Origin of the sequence: Klebsiella sp. AqSCr (genome assembly GCF_008452795.1) — a bacterium.
Taxonomy (GTDB): domain Bacteria; phylum Pseudomonadota; class Gammaproteobacteria; order Enterobacterales; family Enterobacteriaceae; genus Klebsiella; species Klebsiella pneumoniae.
Genome location: NZ_MJDM01000005.1, coordinates 2,959,436 through 2,973,791, shown reverse-complemented (window position 1 = coordinate 2,973,791; position 14,356 = coordinate 2,959,436). Strand labels below are relative to the sequence as shown.

The 14,356-nt window shown below is 54.1% G+C and carries 14 protein-coding genes, 1 tRNA gene and 2 pseudogenes; 10 read left to right on the top strand and 7 right to left on the bottom strand.

Annotated elements, in window-relative coordinates; all coding sequences use genetic code 11:
* Window positions 1-104: 104 nt before the first annotated feature.
* The 3 genes from BHE81_RS18600 (at window position 105) to BHE81_RS18590 (ending at window position 2,827) form a co-directional block, all read left to right on the top strand.
* Entirely contained in the window at window positions 105-1,010 is a 906-nt protein-coding gene (locus tag BHE81_RS18600) for an AraC family transcriptional regulator (RefSeq protein WP_004150236.1), read from the top strand.
* Window positions 1,011-1,138: 128 nt separating this feature from the next.
* Complete coding sequence (gene nlpA, locus BHE81_RS18595; RefSeq protein ID WP_004173884.1) at window positions 1,139-1,948, top strand: lipoprotein NlpA; 810 nt, start codon at window positions 1,139-1,141, stop codon at window positions 1,946-1,948.
* 24 nt (window positions 1,949-1,972) lie between these two features.
* Window positions 1,973-2,827: a DMT family transporter gene (locus BHE81_RS18590; RefSeq protein WP_021440919.1), complete on the top strand. Its 855-nt coding sequence runs from the start codon at window positions 1,973-1,975 to the stop codon at window positions 2,825-2,827.
* Here the strand turns inward: BHE81_RS18590 and BHE81_RS18585 are convergent.
* On the bottom strand, window positions 2,817-3,377 hold the full coding sequence (locus BHE81_RS18585) for an NUDIX hydrolase (RefSeq protein WP_021440918.1): 561 nt from the start codon (window positions 3,375-3,377) through the stop codon (window positions 2,817-2,819). The two genes, BHE81_RS18590 and BHE81_RS18585, sit on opposite strands and share 11 nt — an antisense overlap.
* A 165-nt stretch (window positions 3,378-3,542) precedes the next feature.
* Between BHE81_RS18585 and BHE81_RS18580 the strand changes: the two genes are divergently transcribed.
* Window positions 3,543-4,322 carry an MBL fold metallo-hydrolase gene (locus BHE81_RS18580; protein WP_004173886.1) on the top strand — a complete coding sequence of 260 codons (780 nt, stop codon included), beginning with the start codon at window positions 3,543-3,545 and terminating at the stop codon, window positions 4,320-4,322.
* Between the two features lie 21 nt (window positions 4,323-4,343).
* The gene (locus BHE81_RS18575; RefSeq protein WP_004145010.1) at window positions 4,344-5,297 is read left to right on the top strand and encodes a GlxA family transcriptional regulator; all 954 of its coding nucleotides are present in this window, start codon (window positions 4,344-4,346) and stop codon (window positions 5,295-5,297) included.
* Here BHE81_RS18575 and BHE81_RS18570 read toward each other — a convergent pair.
* The gene (locus BHE81_RS18570) at window positions 5,294-6,343 is read right to left on the bottom strand and encodes an NAD(P)-dependent alcohol dehydrogenase (protein ID WP_004901462.1); all 1,050 of its coding nucleotides are present in this window, start codon (window positions 6,341-6,343) and stop codon (window positions 5,294-5,296) included. The genes BHE81_RS18575 and BHE81_RS18570 overlap by 4 nt on opposite strands.
* Window positions 6,344-6,715: 372 nt before the next feature.
* Here BHE81_RS18570 and BHE81_RS18565 point away from each other — a divergent pair, with 372 nt between their 5' ends.
* Window positions 6,716-7,414, top strand: coding sequence for a winged helix-turn-helix transcriptional regulator (locus BHE81_RS18565; RefSeq protein WP_020801609.1), 699 nt, complete (start codon window positions 6,716-6,718; stop codon window positions 7,412-7,414).
* 50 nt (window positions 7,415-7,464) lie between these two features.
* On the opposite strand, the gene BHE81_RS18560 is transcribed toward BHE81_RS18565, so the two are convergent.
* The 3 genes from BHE81_RS18560 to BHE81_RS18550 all read right to left on the bottom strand — a co-directional run bounded on the left by BHE81_RS18560 (window position 7,465) and on the right by BHE81_RS18550 (window position 9,344).
* The gene (locus BHE81_RS18560; RefSeq protein WP_002922965.1) at window positions 7,465-7,755 is read right to left on the bottom strand and encodes a putative quinol monooxygenase; all 291 of its coding nucleotides are present in this window, start codon (window positions 7,753-7,755) and stop codon (window positions 7,465-7,467) included.
* Between the two features lies 1 nt (window position 7,756).
* The gene (locus tag BHE81_RS18555; RefSeq protein WP_004181552.1) at window positions 7,757-8,764 is read right to left on the bottom strand and encodes a zinc-binding alcohol dehydrogenase family protein; all 1,008 of its coding nucleotides are present in this window, start codon (window positions 8,762-8,764) and stop codon (window positions 7,757-7,759) included.
* Between the two features lie 112 nt (window positions 8,765-8,876).
* Window positions 8,877-9,344: a DUF3237 domain-containing protein gene (locus tag BHE81_RS18550; RefSeq protein WP_002922963.1), complete on the bottom strand. Its 468-nt coding sequence runs from the start codon at window positions 9,342-9,344 to the stop codon at window positions 8,877-8,879.
* A gap of 123 nt (window positions 9,345-9,467) precedes the next feature.
* Between BHE81_RS18550 and BHE81_RS18545 the strand changes: the two genes are divergently transcribed.
* The 4 genes and pseudogenes from BHE81_RS18545 to BHE81_RS18525 all read left to right on the top strand — a co-directional run bounded on the left by BHE81_RS18545 (window position 9,468) and on the right by BHE81_RS18525 (window position 12,827).
* A complete protein-coding gene (locus tag BHE81_RS18545) occupies window positions 9,468-9,677 on the top strand; it encodes an ogr/Delta-like zinc finger family protein (protein WP_048264100.1) in 210 nt (69 codons plus the stop codon).
* Window positions 9,678-9,705: 28 nt separating this feature from the next.
* Window positions 9,706-10,255, top strand: a pseudogene (locus BHE81_RS18540) (phage polarity suppression protein).
* Between the two features lie 326 nt (window positions 10,256-10,581).
* Window positions 10,582-11,991 carry a reverse transcriptase domain-containing protein gene (locus BHE81_RS18530; protein ID WP_023342572.1) on the top strand — a complete coding sequence of 470 codons (1,410 nt, stop codon included), beginning with the start codon at window positions 10,582-10,584 and terminating at the stop codon, window positions 11,989-11,991.
* Between the two features lie 191 nt (window positions 11,992-12,182).
* The gene (locus tag BHE81_RS18525) at window positions 12,183-12,827 is read left to right on the top strand and encodes an SLATT domain-containing protein (RefSeq protein WP_223177848.1); all 645 of its coding nucleotides are present in this window, start codon (window positions 12,183-12,185) and stop codon (window positions 12,825-12,827) included.
* Between the two features lie 52 nt (window positions 12,828-12,879).
* Here BHE81_RS18525 and BHE81_RS18520 read toward each other — a convergent pair.
* Both BHE81_RS18520 and BHE81_RS18515 read right to left on the bottom strand, forming a co-directional pair.
* Window positions 12,880-13,853, bottom strand: a pseudogene (locus BHE81_RS18520) (tyrosine-type recombinase/integrase).
* A gap of 162 nt (window positions 13,854-14,015) precedes the next feature.
* Window positions 14,016-14,110, bottom strand: a tRNA-Sec gene (locus BHE81_RS18515).
* Between the last annotated feature and the right edge of the window lie 246 nt (window positions 14,111-14,356).

Here is a 14,356-nt window from a genome sequence, read left to right as displayed (position 1 = left end):
TTGTTATCGAGGGTGTGTTGGCAATGGGGTCATCTTAGGCGCTTGCCGCATGCTAGACTGGCGGTCTTCGTCTCACCTTTTTGTCTTATCGTCTCAGGAGAAGCATGGACAGTCTCAGTCATCTGCTGGCGCTGCTGGCGCCGCGCTGCGAAGTGAACCTGCACTGTCGCTTCGGCGGCCGCTGGCAGGCCGGGCACCAGCAAATGCGCAGCGGCGTGGTGCCCTGGCACGTGGTGCTGCGCGGCGAGGGGCGGCTCAACGTCGGCGGCCAGACCCATCACCTGCGCGCGGGAGATGTCGTCCTCCTGCCCCACGGTTCGCCGCACCTGATGGAGAGCCTGGTGGAGTGGGGCCAGGTGCTGCCGGTGGCGCACCGGTTTAACGGCACGGTGACGGAAATGCGCGCCGGCCCGGCGGAGGGGGCGCTGGAGATGCTGTGCGGCGAATTCTATTTTGGTCCGCACGTCAGCTGGCTGTTCAGTGAAGCATCGACGCTGATCCATCTCCATACCGATGCGCGTGAAGACTGCCCGGAGCTGGACGCGCTGCTTAATATACTGGTGCGCGAGAGCCTGGCGCAGCGTCCCGGCGGCAGCGCTATCGTGCGCAGCCTCGGCGATACGCTGCTGGTGCTCCTGCTGCGCATGCTGCTTGGCGAGCAACAGCCGCCCGGCGGGCTGCTGCGCCTGATGAGCGATGAACGCCTGATGCCGGCGGTGCTGGCGGTGATGGCGACCCCGGAGCAACCGTGGACGCTGGAGAGTATGGCCGCCCGCGCGTTTTTATCACGGGCCACCTTTGCCCGTCATTTTGCCCGCGTCTATCACCTGACGCCGCAGGCGTGGCTGTCGCAGTTGCGAATGGCGCTGGCCGCCCGGCTGCTGCGCCTGGAGCGTCAGACCAACCTCGAGGTCATTGCCGAACGCTGCGGCTTTCAGTCGCTGGCGTCCTTCTCGAAGCGCTTCAAAATGCGCTATGGCGTGACACCGGGCGAGTGGCGACGGGGCTAGCGCCTCGCGTTTCGCGAAGATGATTTTATTTCCAGTTGCGTGGTTTGCTGTTTATTACCCGACCCGAAAGTCGCTATAGTTTTGCACGAAAAAAAACAATGACATTCAGGACAGACAGGGTGAAGAGGATGAGATTACGTTTACGGGCCGCCGCCGCAGTGATGCTGGCGGGTCTGGCGCTGGTCGGCTGCGACCAAAAGGGTAATGAAGCGAAGCACATTAAGGTCGGTGTGATTAACGGCGCCGAGCAGGATGTGGCGGAAGTGGCGAAGAAGGTGGCCAAAGAGAAGTACGGTCTGGAGGTCGAGCTGGTGGGGTTCAGCGGCTCACTGCTGCCCAACGAGTCGACCAACGCCGGGGATCTGGACGCCAACGTCTTCCAGCATCGGCCTTTCCTTGAGCAGGACAACAAAGCGCATAATTATCATCTGGTGGCGGTCGGGAATACCTTCGTCTTCCCGATGGCCGGCTATTCGCGCAAGATCAAGTCAGTCGCCGAACTGAAAGACGGCGCGACGATCGCTATCCCCAACGATCCGACCAACCTCGGGCGGGCGCTACTGCTGCTGCAAAAAGAGAAGCTGATTACCCTCAAAGCCGGGACCGGCCTGCTGCCGACGGCGGTGGATATCACCGACAACCCGCATAACCTGAAGATCATGGAGCTGGAAGGGGCGCAACTGCCGCGCGTACTCGACGATCCCAAAGTCGACGTGGCTATCATCAGCACCACCTACCTGCAGCAAACCGGGCTGTCGCCGGTTCGTGACGGCATCTTTATCGAAGATAAAAACTCGCCCTACGTGAACATCATCGTGACCCGGGAAGACAATAAAGACGCGCAAAACGTGAAGGAGTTTATGCAGTCGTACCAGTCGCCGGAGGTGGCGAAGGCGGCAGAGACTATCTTCAACGGCGGCGCGGTGCCTGGCTGGTAAGCCAACACACAGGGAGAGGCGCGTATGGTACGCCAACGGCAGGCTGACCTGCTGCTGATTGCCGCGACGGTGATTGCCGCCTGCGGCTGGATATTTTCCCGCGAGGCGATCGCCGGCATGCCGGTGTTCGCGTTTCTTGGGCTGCGTTTTTTCTTCGCCGCGCTGCTTCTGCTGCCGTTCTGCCGCGGTTTTCGCCCGCAAAAGCAGCACTGGCCAAAACTCATCATCAGCGGACTCTGGTTTGCGCTCAACCTCTGCCTGTGGATCTATTCGGTCTCCACGACGGCGTCGCTCGGCGAAGGGGCGTTTATCATGAGCCTGTCGATGATGTTCGTCCCGCTGACCGCATGGGTGATGATGAAGGTGCGCCCGCCGCGCGCCTGGTGGGAGTGCCTGCCGATTGCGGTGGTTGGCCTGGGGCTGCTCAGTCTGCATATGCCGATAGCCTTCCACCCCAGCCAGGGCTGGTTTTTGCTGACGGCGCTGGTGCAGTCGATCTGGTTCTGTTACACCAGCCGCTGCGCGCGTGAAGTACCGCTGATCCCCCTGACCACCGTGCAGCTGGCGATCACCGGTATCGTCGGGTTGACCATCTCCGCTGCCGTTGAACGCTGGGACCAGCCGATGACCCTGCCGACTCTCGGCTGGCTGGTGGCCAGCATTGTCATCGCCACCAGCCTGCGCTTCGGTCTGCAGATGAAGGGGCAGAAGTACGCGGCGGTGGCCAGCGCGGCGATCATCATGGTGCTCGAACCGCTGCTGACGGTCATTGCCGCCGCGCTGTGGTACGGCGAACAGCTGTCGCTGCAGAAGATTATCGGCGGCGTGCTGATCCTCGTGGCCCAGCTGTGGTTCCGCTGGCGGATGCTTAAGCCGTAAGCGAGCCGCTTCGCCGCTGCGCCATCAGCTGCAGCAGCGGCACCAGCGACAGCCCGTCCGGCATCTCGCCGCGGGCGATCAGTTTGTTTATCTCGTCGAAGGTAAACCAGCCGGTCTCCATCACCTCATCCTGATCTGCATCCATCCCCACCCAGTGTAAACCGGTGGCCAGCCAGGTGATAAACAGCTGATCGCTGCTGCCGTAGGAGGGGTTAAAGCGAATGATCTCCTCAACGCGTTGCGCCTGCCAGCCGGTCTCTTCCCGCAGCTCGCGCAGCGCGGCGACCGCCGGGTCTTCCCCTTCATCGACGCCGCCAGAGGGGATCGCCCACACCACCTTATCGATCAGGTAGCGGTAGTGGCGAATCAGCAGCACTTTCTCATCCTGGATGGCCACAATCCCCACCGCCGGGCGCGGGTAATGAATGGAATAAAAGTCGCGGCGCTCGCCGGGGGCGACATCAATACCCACCTTACGCATGCTGAACCACGGCGTCTCGGCGATGACCTGCGGGTCGTGCATATCGGCGGCGGTCAGTTTCTTTTTCATCCTGCCACTCCTGTCAAAAATTGAGCCTTAAGAACAACATAGCCGGAGGCGGATGGCAACCGCCGCAGGTTGGCCCGATTTCATCGATCATTGCCCAAACGCCCCTGTTGAGCCAGGCGGGGACTCAGTACGATGTTCGTCAGATGACCCCAGAGGAACGCCAACATGAACATCACCCACATCCGTAATGCGACCCAGATTATTCACTACGCCGGGAAAAGATTTCTCATCGATCCGATGCTGGCGGACAAAGGCGCCTGGCCGGGTTTTCCGGGCACCGCGCGCAGCGAATTGCGCAATCCGCTGGTTGAGCTGCCGTTTTCCCGCGATAAAATTGTCGACGTTGATGCGGTGATCGTCACCCATACCCATGACGATCACTGGGACGCGGCGGCGATCGCCGCGATCCCGAAAACCCTGCCGGTGTTCGTCCAGCATGAGGCCGACGCCGCGCTGCTGCGCAGCCAGGGATTTCAGGATCTGCGCCTGCTGTCGGCAGACAGCGAATTTGCCGGCGTGCGTCTGCTGAAAACCACCTCCGGCCAACACGGCAGCGACCGCACCTACGCGGTGCCGGCGATGGCTGAACGCCTGGGCGAGGCCTGCGGCGTGGTGTTTCGCCATCCGCAGGAGAAGACGCTGTGGCTGGTGGGGGATACTATCTGGCGCGATGACATTGCAGCCGACCTGCTGAAGCTGCGCCCGGACGTGGTGGTCCTCAACGCCGGCTACGCCCACGTCATCGGCTTTGGCCCGATTATCATGGGCAAGGAAGATCTCCTGAACGTGCACTTCACCCTGCCGGAAGCAAAAATCATGGCTATCCACCTCGAGGCGGTCAACCACTGCCTGGTGAGTCGGGAAGAGATGCGCCAGTATGCGCTGGATAATCAGATTGCCGATGTGGTTTCTATCCCGCAGGATGGAGAAACCGTCGTTTATTAACATGCGTAAGGGGAAGGGACGATGAAACTCACCGACGTGGCGATTGTCGCTGTAGAGGGCTTTAGCCCGTTTCACTACGCCGTCCCCTGCATGCTGTTTGGCGATTCGGTTTCGGAAATCAAACGCTTTAATCTGCACATTTGCGCCGAGCGGCCGGGGCTGCTGCGCGCCCGCGATGGTTTTGCGCTGTACGCCACCGGCGATTATGCCGCGCTGGAACAGGCGGATATCGTGGTGGTGCCTTACTGGGGCGAGGTCGATCGACGTCCGCCGCAGGCGCTGCTTGATAGCCTGGTGCGGGCCCGGGATAACGGCGCGGAGATTGTCGGCCTGTGTCTCGGCGCGTTTGTCCTCGGCTACGCCGGGCTGCTGGATGGCAGGCGAGCGGCGACTCACTGGGAGTTCGAGCAGGATTTCCAGCGCCGGTTTCCGCAGGTGCAGCTGGATATCAACGCCCTGTACGTCGACGACCAGCGGATCATTACTTCGGCGGGCACCGCGGCGGCGCTGGACTGTTGCCTCTACATCATCCGCCAGCGTTTCGGCAGCCTCGCGGCCAACCAGATCGCCCGGCGGATGATTGTTTCGCCGCACCGCGAGGGCGGCCAGGCGCAGTTTATCGCCCAGCCGGTGCCGAAAAACACCCGCGATGCGCGAATCAACTGCCTGCTGGATTATCTGCAGCAGCATATTGCCGAGCCGCACAGTCTCGATTCGCTGGCCCGGGTGGTGGCGATGAGCCGCCGTACCCTGACCCGCCACTTCGCCCGGGCAACCGGGATGAGCATTACCGACTGGCTGACCGCCGAACGTCTGCGCCGCAGCCAGACTCTGCTTGAGGCGGGCGATCTGCCGGTCGAGCAGGTGGCGGAGGCGGTGGGCTATCTTTCAGCGGTCACCTGGCGCCAGCAGTTTAAAGCGCGCTTTGGCGTCAGCCCGACGGAATGGCGGCGTACCTTTCGTCGCGGCGCTTAGCCGGCGAGGGTCGCACTGTCGATCACGAAGCGGTATTTCACGTCACCCTTGACCATTCTTTCCCAGGCTTCGTTGATCTCATCGCCGCGGATCAATTCGATATCGGCGACGATGCCGTGTTCGGCGCAGAAGTCGAGCATCTCCTGAGTTTCCGGAATACCGCCGATCATCGAGCCGGCAATTGACCGGCGGCGGAAGATCAGATTGAACACTTCCGGCGACGGATGCGGCGTAGCCGGGGCGCCAACCAGCGTCATGGTACCATCGCGTTTCAGCAGCGTGGTGAAGGCATCGAGATTGTGCGGCGCCGCCACGGTGTTGAGGATGAAGTCGAAGCTTTTGACGTGGGCCGCCATTTCGTCGTCGTTGCGCGACACCACCACGTCATCGGCGCCCAGCGCTCTGGCCGCATTACGCTTGGATTCGGAGGTGGTAAAGGCCACCACGTGGGCCCCCATGGCATGGGCCAACTTGATCCCCATATGCCCCAGGCCGCCGATGCCGACCACGCCGACTTTTTTACCCGGCCCGACGTGCCAGTGGCGCAGCGGCGAGTATGTCGTGATCCCAGCGCACAGCAGCGGCGCGACGGCGGCCAGTTGCGCTTCGGGATGGGTTATCCGCAGCACGTAGCGTTCATTGACCACTATCTGCTGTGAATAACCGCCAAGCGTGTGTCCCGGCGCGTCCTGGGTCGGCCCGTTATAGGTCAGCACCATGTGGTCGCAGTAGTTTTCCAGCCCCTCAGCGCACTCTTCGCACTGTTGACAGCTATCGACCATACAGCCGACGCCCACCAGATCGCCGACGGCGTAGCGCGAGACGGCGTTGCCGACCGCGGTCACCCGACCCACAATTTCATGCCCCGGCACGCAGGGATACAGCGTTCCCGCCCATTCCGATCGCGCCTGGTGGAGATCGGAGTGGCAGACGCCGCAGTAAGCGATGGCGATCTGTACATCCTGCGGCCCCGGGTCGCGGCGGGTGATGGCCATTGATTCCAGCGGCTGGCTGGCGGAGTAGGTACCAATAGCGTTGATCAGCATAGCGAAACCTCTTCTTGATGAATGGACTCAATAGAACGGGAGGGGAATGCGGGTGGTCAGTGGCATCGATAAGCGTAGCCTGGACTGGCCGAGATGCGAGGGGGAAAGCGGTAGAGAAACCCTCAGGCGCGGCCTTAACCAGCGCAGTAAATAATAAGATGGCCTTATCTTTATCGCCGCTAAGCCTTATAGGTATTTACGGCATATAGTATTATTTATTCCTGTAGAATAGAGATAAATAGTTATTGCAGATAATGATGCTTACACTCTTTTTATCCCCGTAACGTCTTGTCTTTTATTCGTTATTTCACCTGTTGATACTATGATTCTCAACGAATCACTTTTTCAACCAGACCTGATGGCATAAAAACCATGTCGATACCTGCAGCCAGCCCCTCTACCGACCAGGCGTTAACGTCCTTTTACTACGGAAGACAGACAAAGCCGTTATTGGCGGTGAAATCCCTGTTATCTGCGTTCCTGCCCGTCAGCTCACCCTTTGCGCTGCCGCGATCGACCTATTATCGTTTTCCGCCGACCCGGGAAGAATCTGGAATAATTTTAATCGAAGAGGGGATTGCCTCCGTTTGCCATGCGGAGAAGAGCATGGTTGTATCAACGATATTTGCCCCTTCGCTATTGGGATTAATCGATGGATACGGCGCGTTTAATGGTATCCCGGAAAAAAGCCACTGTTCCGTATTTGCTGAGACGGATTTGCGCGGAGGCTGGATAGGACACCAGGTGGCGGTCGAGATCCTCAATGAGAAAAACTTGTGGCAGGAGATGGCTCATATTCTGGCGCAGCGACTGATGGTGTTGAGGATGCGTTCGCAGGAGATGGTGGGGGTGGATTCTTATCCGATGGTGCGAACCCTGCTAACAGAGTTGGCGGACTACCCGGAGGAATATCGTCGCCAAATTAACGCGTTAAGCTTTATACAGCGCCGCACCAACCTGTCGCGCAGCCGTGTTATGTCGATTCTGGCAGAGCTGCGCAAAGGTGGTTACATTACGGTCCATCGCGGGGTGCTGGAAAAGATAACCCGCACGCTTCCCGCCCACTTTTAAACCCGCGCGGCGGAGGGGCGTGATTTTCCCACCCCTCGTCAGCCGGTGGGCTAAGGCTCAACCGGCGTCAGAAAGTCCAGCCGCAGCGGCTCAGCCAGCAGAGACTCCATCTGCGTCATAAACGCCTGAAAATAGGGCATCGCGACATGGGCATCGAGGGCGTCCTGTCCCTGCCACGCCTCGCGCATATAGAAGGTGTCCGGCGCGTCGCGCAGCTGAAACAGGGCATAGTCGAGGTTGCCCGGCTCCTGTCTCGTCGGCAGGAGCAGCGCCTGCAGGGCCTGGCGCAGTGCGTCCGTTTGGCCCGGTTTCGCCTTGAGCACGGCGATAAGCGATATCATCTTAAAACCCCTCCAGCACGATCTTGCCGACGGCGCGTCCGGTTTCCAGCTGGCGATGCGCTTTCTGCAGATTGGCGGCGGTGATGGCGCCGTAGTGTTCGCCAAGGGTGGTTTTGATAGTGTGGTTGTCGATCAGCGCCGCCACGCGGGTGAGCAGCTGATGCTGGGCGATCATATCATCCGTCTCAAACATTGAACGGGTGAACATAAATTCCCAGTGCAGGGACAGGCTTTTGGCTTTCAGCGGCACCACGTCCAGGGTCTCCGGGTCATCAATCAGCGCCAGCTTGCCCTGCGGGGCGAGGGCGTTGATCAGCGCGTTGAAGTGCTGCTCGGTATTGGTCAGGCTGGCGACATGGGTTACCGACGTGATACCAATGCGCGCCAGCTCGTCGGCGAGCGGCTTGCTGTGATCGATCACATGGTGCGCGCCCGCCTCGCGGACCCACTGCTGGCTCTCGGGACGCGAGGCGGTGCCGATCACCGTCATGGCGGTCAGTTTACTGGCCAGCTGGGTCAGGATAGACCCCACGCCGCCCGCCGCGCCGACAATTAGCAGCGTGTCGCCCGCATTGCCGCCTTCCTCAACGCCGAGACGGTGAAACAGCAGCTCCCAGGCGGTGATCGCCGTCAGCGGCAGCGCGGCGGCGGAGGCATTATCGAGGGTGCGCGGTTTGTGCGCCACCAGGCGCTCATCCACCAGCTGATATTCACTGTTGCTGCCGGCCCGGCCCAGCGCGCCGGCGTACCAGACCTCGTCCCCGGGCGCGAACAGCGTCACTTCCTCACCGACGGACTGCACCACGCCAACGGCGTCCCAGCCCAGCACCCGCGGCGTGTCGCCCTGAAAGCCGGCGCGCACTTTGGTGTCTACCGGATTGACCGAGATAGCCTTCACAGCGACCAGCAGATCACGCCCGTGGGCGGTGGGGATCGGCAGGTCGATCTCGGTTAAAGAAGGGATGTTGTTGCCGTCAGCGGCGGCTTGAGTAATGGCGATAGCTTTCATAACTGCTCCGGTCTGTGATTCGGGTGAATGAAAAGATGGAGCCATCGTAGACCGCTGCCGGGAGGGGAAAAACGGGCTAACGGCAATAACAGTTATATGCAGAAAGTGAAAATCAGCCCACCTGATAGAAGTCGAGCATCACCCCATCCTGGGTCCGGCCACCGGCGCAGATAAACAGCGAGGTGGTTAGCCAGCTGAGCGCGGGAGCATCCACCTCAAAGGTGGGCACGGTGCGAAAATAGATGGCTTCTGGCGGAATATCGCTAAAAAAGCGCATATCGTCGGCGAAAAGCTGGTCATGATACTGGGCCGGCACCCGGCGGATGCCATTGTTTTCCACATAGACTGTGCCTTCCGCCACCTGCAGGGCATAGCGGGCGGACAGCCTGCAGGTGCCGTCGGGTTCGATTATCTGGCTGTCGACGCCGCCGGGTAATACGTGGCCGCGAAGTTGACCCGAGACGCTGCCGCCGACAATCGGGATCAGCTGGCGCTTACCGGTCTGCGGGCTGCGGGAGACGATTATCGGTTTATCAACCTGGATGGTAATGGAAAAACAGTGTCTGAGTTCGGGGGTCATTATGGCTCTCCTGTTTCGGTTGGTAACGGCGCGCGGCCACCGCGCCAGTGTAACGGGTTTGCGAGAGACAAAATAACGCAGGGTTTGGATGAAAATGATTGGCTGTGATGATGAGTTGGGGGGCTGAGGTTGGTAGGGAGTGGCTGTGGGGGAGCAGGGGCAAACTGGCGGATTGATAACGTCAAACAGCGCTATCACCAGTGCATGAACATCGAATGCTCGGCCACGTTCCGCACGCTTGAATCCATCGACGGGGTTATTCGTTCACCGGCAACAGAGCCGGTCATCCCTGCACCCGCACCGGCGGCCACCGTTAATCGTGCCGGTGCGTAAGCACGGCCTGTCATCAGGAGAAACATACGTGACCACACTGACGCTACAGAAAGCCTTGGAGGCCTGTCAGGCAAATAAATCCGCCTGGCTGCAACGCAGCGATGAACTTACGCAGACCGAACATGTATACCGCGAACAGCTTGCCGGCAGAGGCCACAGCGGCCAGAGCCTGCAAACGCTGCGTGAGATTATCGACGTGAAAAAGTAGGAAATTAATCAGGCTGCCGGTCGCTACATCCGCTCGCATGAGGAGGTGCAGCGCATCAGCATCCGCGACCGATTAAATGATTTTATGCAGGCGCACGGCGCGGAGCTGGCCGCCGTACTTGCCCCTGAGCTGATGAATTATCCCTGGCAGCATTCCGCCATGCAGCACTCGGTCGACTATCTACGTGAGGCACTACAGGTCTGGCTGGTCGCCGGTGAAAAAAAATAATTATTCGGTGCAGGATAATGACATTTTAACGGCCATCGGATTCAGGCCTGACGCGGCTTCGCGCGATGATAATCGTGAAAAATTCACGTCTGCACAAAACCTGAATTACACCCGCCGTCGCGCAGAACTGGCCGTGCAGTAGTCCGCTTAAAAATCCCCCGAAAATCCCGCCATTTTTATGTATAAAAGCCATGCATAAGGAGCATGGTTTTGCATGCGTTTTACAGACATTGAATCCCCCGCCAGCGCCAGCACTGGCGCGCCCTGAGCCCGTCATGCACCTGCATTAAAAACGCCCCCTTAAGCGGGCAGGCGGGGCGGGGAGAGCATTGCGCGCATAATAATTGAATGCGATAAATTAATTGGGAAGGTTAATGCAGTTTTTATTTAATTTTGCTATAAGAGTTGGATGAATTACTGGTGTTAGGCGCTAAGCGAAGTAGTCGTGACGCAATATAAGGTGATGCAATGGATGTACGAGCACAAGAAAAGTTATTTAAAAAGCTCTTCTCTCCAAAATCTTTATTTGATGTATATACCGAGAGATTTAGTAAGTCCGCAGCAAAAGGCCTCGATAGAATCAACGGCATGCAATATTCAAACAGAGCCAGAAAGGAATTAAAGAAAGTCTCTGAAAAATGTCTTAACGGTTCTTTTAGATTTACTCCTTACTTAGAGAAGTTGAAAAGCAAAGGGAGAGGGAAAAAACCCAGGGTTATTTCTATACCAACGATTAGAGATCGCGTTGTATTAAAACAGCTCAATGTTTTTCTTTGTGAGGTTTTTCCTAATTGTGTACCGAAGAGCATAGCTTCAACTTATATTAGAAGTATATCAGATGATTTAAAAGGTGTGACCCCTGACGATATTTATGTTTGTAGTTGTGATATCGAAGGTTTTTATGACAACATAAACAAACATCGACTTAAAAAAATCTTATCAAAAGAAATAAGAAGTAAAAGGGCGCTGGATCTCATAGTTCATTCTCTTTTAACTCCAACAACTAGTGATAATGTTAATAAAAAAATGAGGAAGATATTTTTTGATAATGAAAAGGGAGTACCTCAAGGATTGTCAATATCTAACATTTTAGCTTCGATTTATCTGCAAGGTGTAGATAATGAAATGCTAAAATTTGATGTGACTTACTATAGATATGTTGATGATGTACTAATGTATGGTAATTATGATGACGTAAACTCAGCTTACCATTCATTAAGGCGCAGGCTTAAATATAGGGGGTTAAACACTCATCCGCCATCATCACCAAAAACACATTTAGGTTTTCTTAATGAGTCCTTTAGTTTTTTAGGATATGTGTTTAAAGAAAATGTTATAACAGTGCGAGATTCGACTGTTGAATCATTTATGAAATCAATTGCATCTAGGTTCAGTGATTATCTTCACAATAAAAACAAAAGGTTAAACAAATATACACATTTAACCTCTGATGATCTAAAAGACATTTTTCTGGAAGAGCTAAATGATAAGTTAACAGGAGCTATTAGTGAGAAAAAAAGATACGGGTGGGTGGCTTATTATTCAAATATTAACGACCTTTCTCTTCTTCATAAAATAGATTTTATAATAAGTGAAATGTTTAAGCGCTTGGATGATTTTGATAATTGTGCACCAGAAGGATTGAAAAAGGTAGCGCGTGCTTATTATGAAATGAAGTTTAGCCCACATAGAGGTTATATACGAGATTATGACCAGATTAAAACTATAAAACAAAAAACTGAATTCTTGCACCGACGTGGAAGGATTGCTGAAGGCGAGAGGTTAACTAAAGAACAGGTTGAAGAGCGTTATGAAAGATATAAAGCTAAAAATTTAGCTAGCATGCAAGCAGATGAAGGTGAAGTGTATCCTAAGTAATGCTATATTGAGCTTGACCAACGCCGACGGTACTTGCCTTGCAGGTGCCGTACCCCACGCGGTAAGGCCGTGATGGGCAGAAGTGCTCCTGACCTAAAATGGTAGTAAACCTTCATCGGGGGAAACCGCTGGTGAAGAGGATTGGACTGATATCTCCGGCGTTGCGTCATTTTATACTATTCATGGAGCTTATGATGAAAGATTTTTTGGATAGCCTAAGCAAATCCGCCTGGGAAACATCATGCGCAAGATACAATGCATCCCGTAGGTTAAAGGTTAGAGAGATTTTTTCGACTATCAGTCTCGCTTTAATTGGCCTTTCCGGTATCATACTCTCATTAATTCAATATTTTTGGATTACAGATATAAATCCTAAGCTCAATATATTAATAACTGCATTTTCCATTATCTTAAGCATGCTATTAATAATAATTAGTCTTATTGAATGGGGAGTCGCATCAGGAGCTAAATCTGAGGCTCTCTTTAGAAATGCTGAGTTGCTTAATGAGCATGAAAGGAAGATTTCTTTATTCAAAAACTGCTTAAAAGAAGAAATAATGGATGACGATTACAAATATATAGATAATCTTCGCGATGAGTATGAAAAAATAAAATCAACATGTACTTTCAACCATAGCCCTGTTGACTACGAGTATCATAAAATAGTAAAAAGTAGATATTATATTGCCCATACTTCTGAAAGCTTTAGTTTTTGGCGAGTGTTAAAAGGTAGAGTTAACTATTCCATTAGTAGTATTTGGGGGTACTTAATTATCTGGTCAATTGTTGCCATATTCTTCTTCAAAGTTTTAAAGGTAATAGCATCCCTATATTGATCATGAGTTGGAGCGTTTTCCGCTCCAATGTCTTATATAAAAAATCCGCATACTATTGCATCATATCTTTCCTTTTCTCTAAATACTGAGCATGGTTATATGTACCTCGAATAGTGTTTTTATCTACATGAGTTACTTGCATTTCAATCCATACACTGCCAAATCCCTTTTCGTGCAAAATGGTAGACATAGTATGTCTAAATCCGTGCCCTGTCGCACGAACTTTGTAGCCTAGTAATTCAATAACCTGTGACACATTTCTTGGGATATAGGTTTATTACGATTATTTCTACCAATAAAAATGTAGGGATAATGGCCAGTAATAGGTTTGAGCTGCTTGAAAAGGTCAATCACCTGAGCAGATAGCGGAACAATGTGAGGTCTGCGCATTTTCATCCTTTCTAAAGGGATTTCCCATATCCCTTTCTTAAGGTCAACTTCATCCCACGTAGCAAAACGCATTTCCTGCGTTCTTACACCAGTTAACATAACAATCTTAGTCGCATTTTTAGTGATGATGCTGCCGGTATACTTCTCAAGATCCCGAATAAAATGAGGTAGCTCTTCAGCGGATAAAAAAGGATGATGCTTTTGCTTAGGAACGGCCAGAGCGATGGCTAAATCAGGCGCAGGATTGTATTCAGCGCGGCCAGTTATGATTTCTTCGCGATAGGCCACTGTCCAGCCGTCAGCTTTGTTGGCGTGCCATTCTCGACATATGGCTTCGAATGAGCTCTCTATTGAGATTTGCTGTGCCAGCTTTTGGGCTTTACGTTCTTCTAATGGGTCTATGCCGCTTGCTACCTGCTTACGAGCTGTATCGCGTTTCTCACGTGTTTCCGCGAGACTCACAAGGTCATAGCAACCAAATGACATTAACCGCGCTTTTCCGGCAAAGCGAAAGCGGAAGCGCCAGCCCTTCGAGCCATCCGGATTGATAAGCAATGACAGGCCTTGCCCATCGTTCAATTTGTATGGCTTGTCTTGAGGCTTTGCTCGTTTGATTTGTATGTCTGTCAGTGCCATGTGTATAAGTCAAAAATGTGTATAAAAAATCTATACACATCACAATACATATTTATCTTGGATTCAGTGAGAACTTGGCGGATGGTTACGGATGGATGATTTACTATGTATATTGAAAATAAAGGGATTTTTATGCATTCTTGGATAGCGGCGGAGTAATTTTGGCGGAAGATCACAGGAGTTGAACCTGCCCGGGACCGCTGGCGGCCCCAACTGGATTTGAAGTCCAGCCACCTCACCGGAGATGACGATCTTCCGCGCCTCGATTGCTACATGGAGGCGGGGCGCATTATAGCTACTTTCAGCCGTTTACCACATACCTAAACGCACTTTTTTACTGTTAAAACTGGACTTTACAGAACAGTCCTGGACAAATCCTCACAAAATCAGTGAGTTACACTTTTTCACTCCCTGATTCCCTACCGCGATCACAGAAAACAAGAAACGTAATCTGATAACGAGATATCGCAATTCATCTTAGTGCGGCAAAGGTTTACAAAAAC

What these genes read in the sequence shown, in the direction of transcription:
- BHE81_RS18600 (WP_004150236.1), top strand. Translation starts at nt 105, where the DNA reads ATGGACAGTCTCAGTCATCTGCTGGCGCTGCTGGCGCCGCGCTGCGAA.
- nlpA (WP_004173884.1), top strand. Translation starts at nt 1,139, where the DNA reads ATGAGATTACGTTTACGGGCCGCCGCCGCAGTGATGCTGGCGGGTCTG.
- BHE81_RS18590 (WP_021440919.1), top strand. Translation starts at nt 1,973, where the DNA reads ATGGTACGCCAACGGCAGGCTGACCTGCTGCTGATTGCCGCGACGGTG.
- BHE81_RS18585 (WP_021440918.1), bottom strand. Translation starts at nt 3,377, where the DNA reads ATGAAAAAGAAACTGACCGCCGCCGATATGCACGACCCGCAGGTCATC.
- BHE81_RS18580 (WP_004173886.1), top strand. Translation starts at nt 3,543, where the DNA reads ATGAACATCACCCACATCCGTAATGCGACCCAGATTATTCACTACGCC.
- BHE81_RS18575 (WP_004145010.1), top strand. Translation starts at nt 4,344, where the DNA reads ATGAAACTCACCGACGTGGCGATTGTCGCTGTAGAGGGCTTTAGCCCG.
- BHE81_RS18570 (WP_004901462.1), bottom strand. Translation starts at nt 6,343, where the DNA reads ATGCTGATCAACGCTATTGGTACCTACTCCGCCAGCCAGCCGCTGGAA.
- BHE81_RS18565 (WP_020801609.1), top strand. Translation starts at nt 6,716, where the DNA reads ATGTCGATACCTGCAGCCAGCCCCTCTACCGACCAGGCGTTAACGTCC.
- BHE81_RS18560 (WP_002922965.1), bottom strand. Translation starts at nt 7,755, where the DNA reads ATGATATCGCTTATCGCCGTGCTCAAGGCGAAACCGGGCCAAACGGAC.
- BHE81_RS18555 (WP_004181552.1), bottom strand. Translation starts at nt 8,764, where the DNA reads ATGAAAGCTATCGCCATTACTCAAGCCGCCGCTGACGGCAACAACATC.
- BHE81_RS18550 (WP_002922963.1), bottom strand. Translation starts at nt 9,344, where the DNA reads ATGACCCCCGAACTCAGACACTGTTTTTCCATTACCATCCAGGTTGAT.
- BHE81_RS18530 (WP_023342572.1), top strand. Translation starts at nt 10,582, where the DNA reads ATGGATGTACGAGCACAAGAAAAGTTATTTAAAAAGCTCTTCTCTCCA.
- BHE81_RS18525 (WP_223177848.1), top strand. Translation starts at nt 12,183, where the DNA reads ATGATGAAAGATTTTTTGGATAGCCTAAGCAAATCCGCCTGGGAAACA.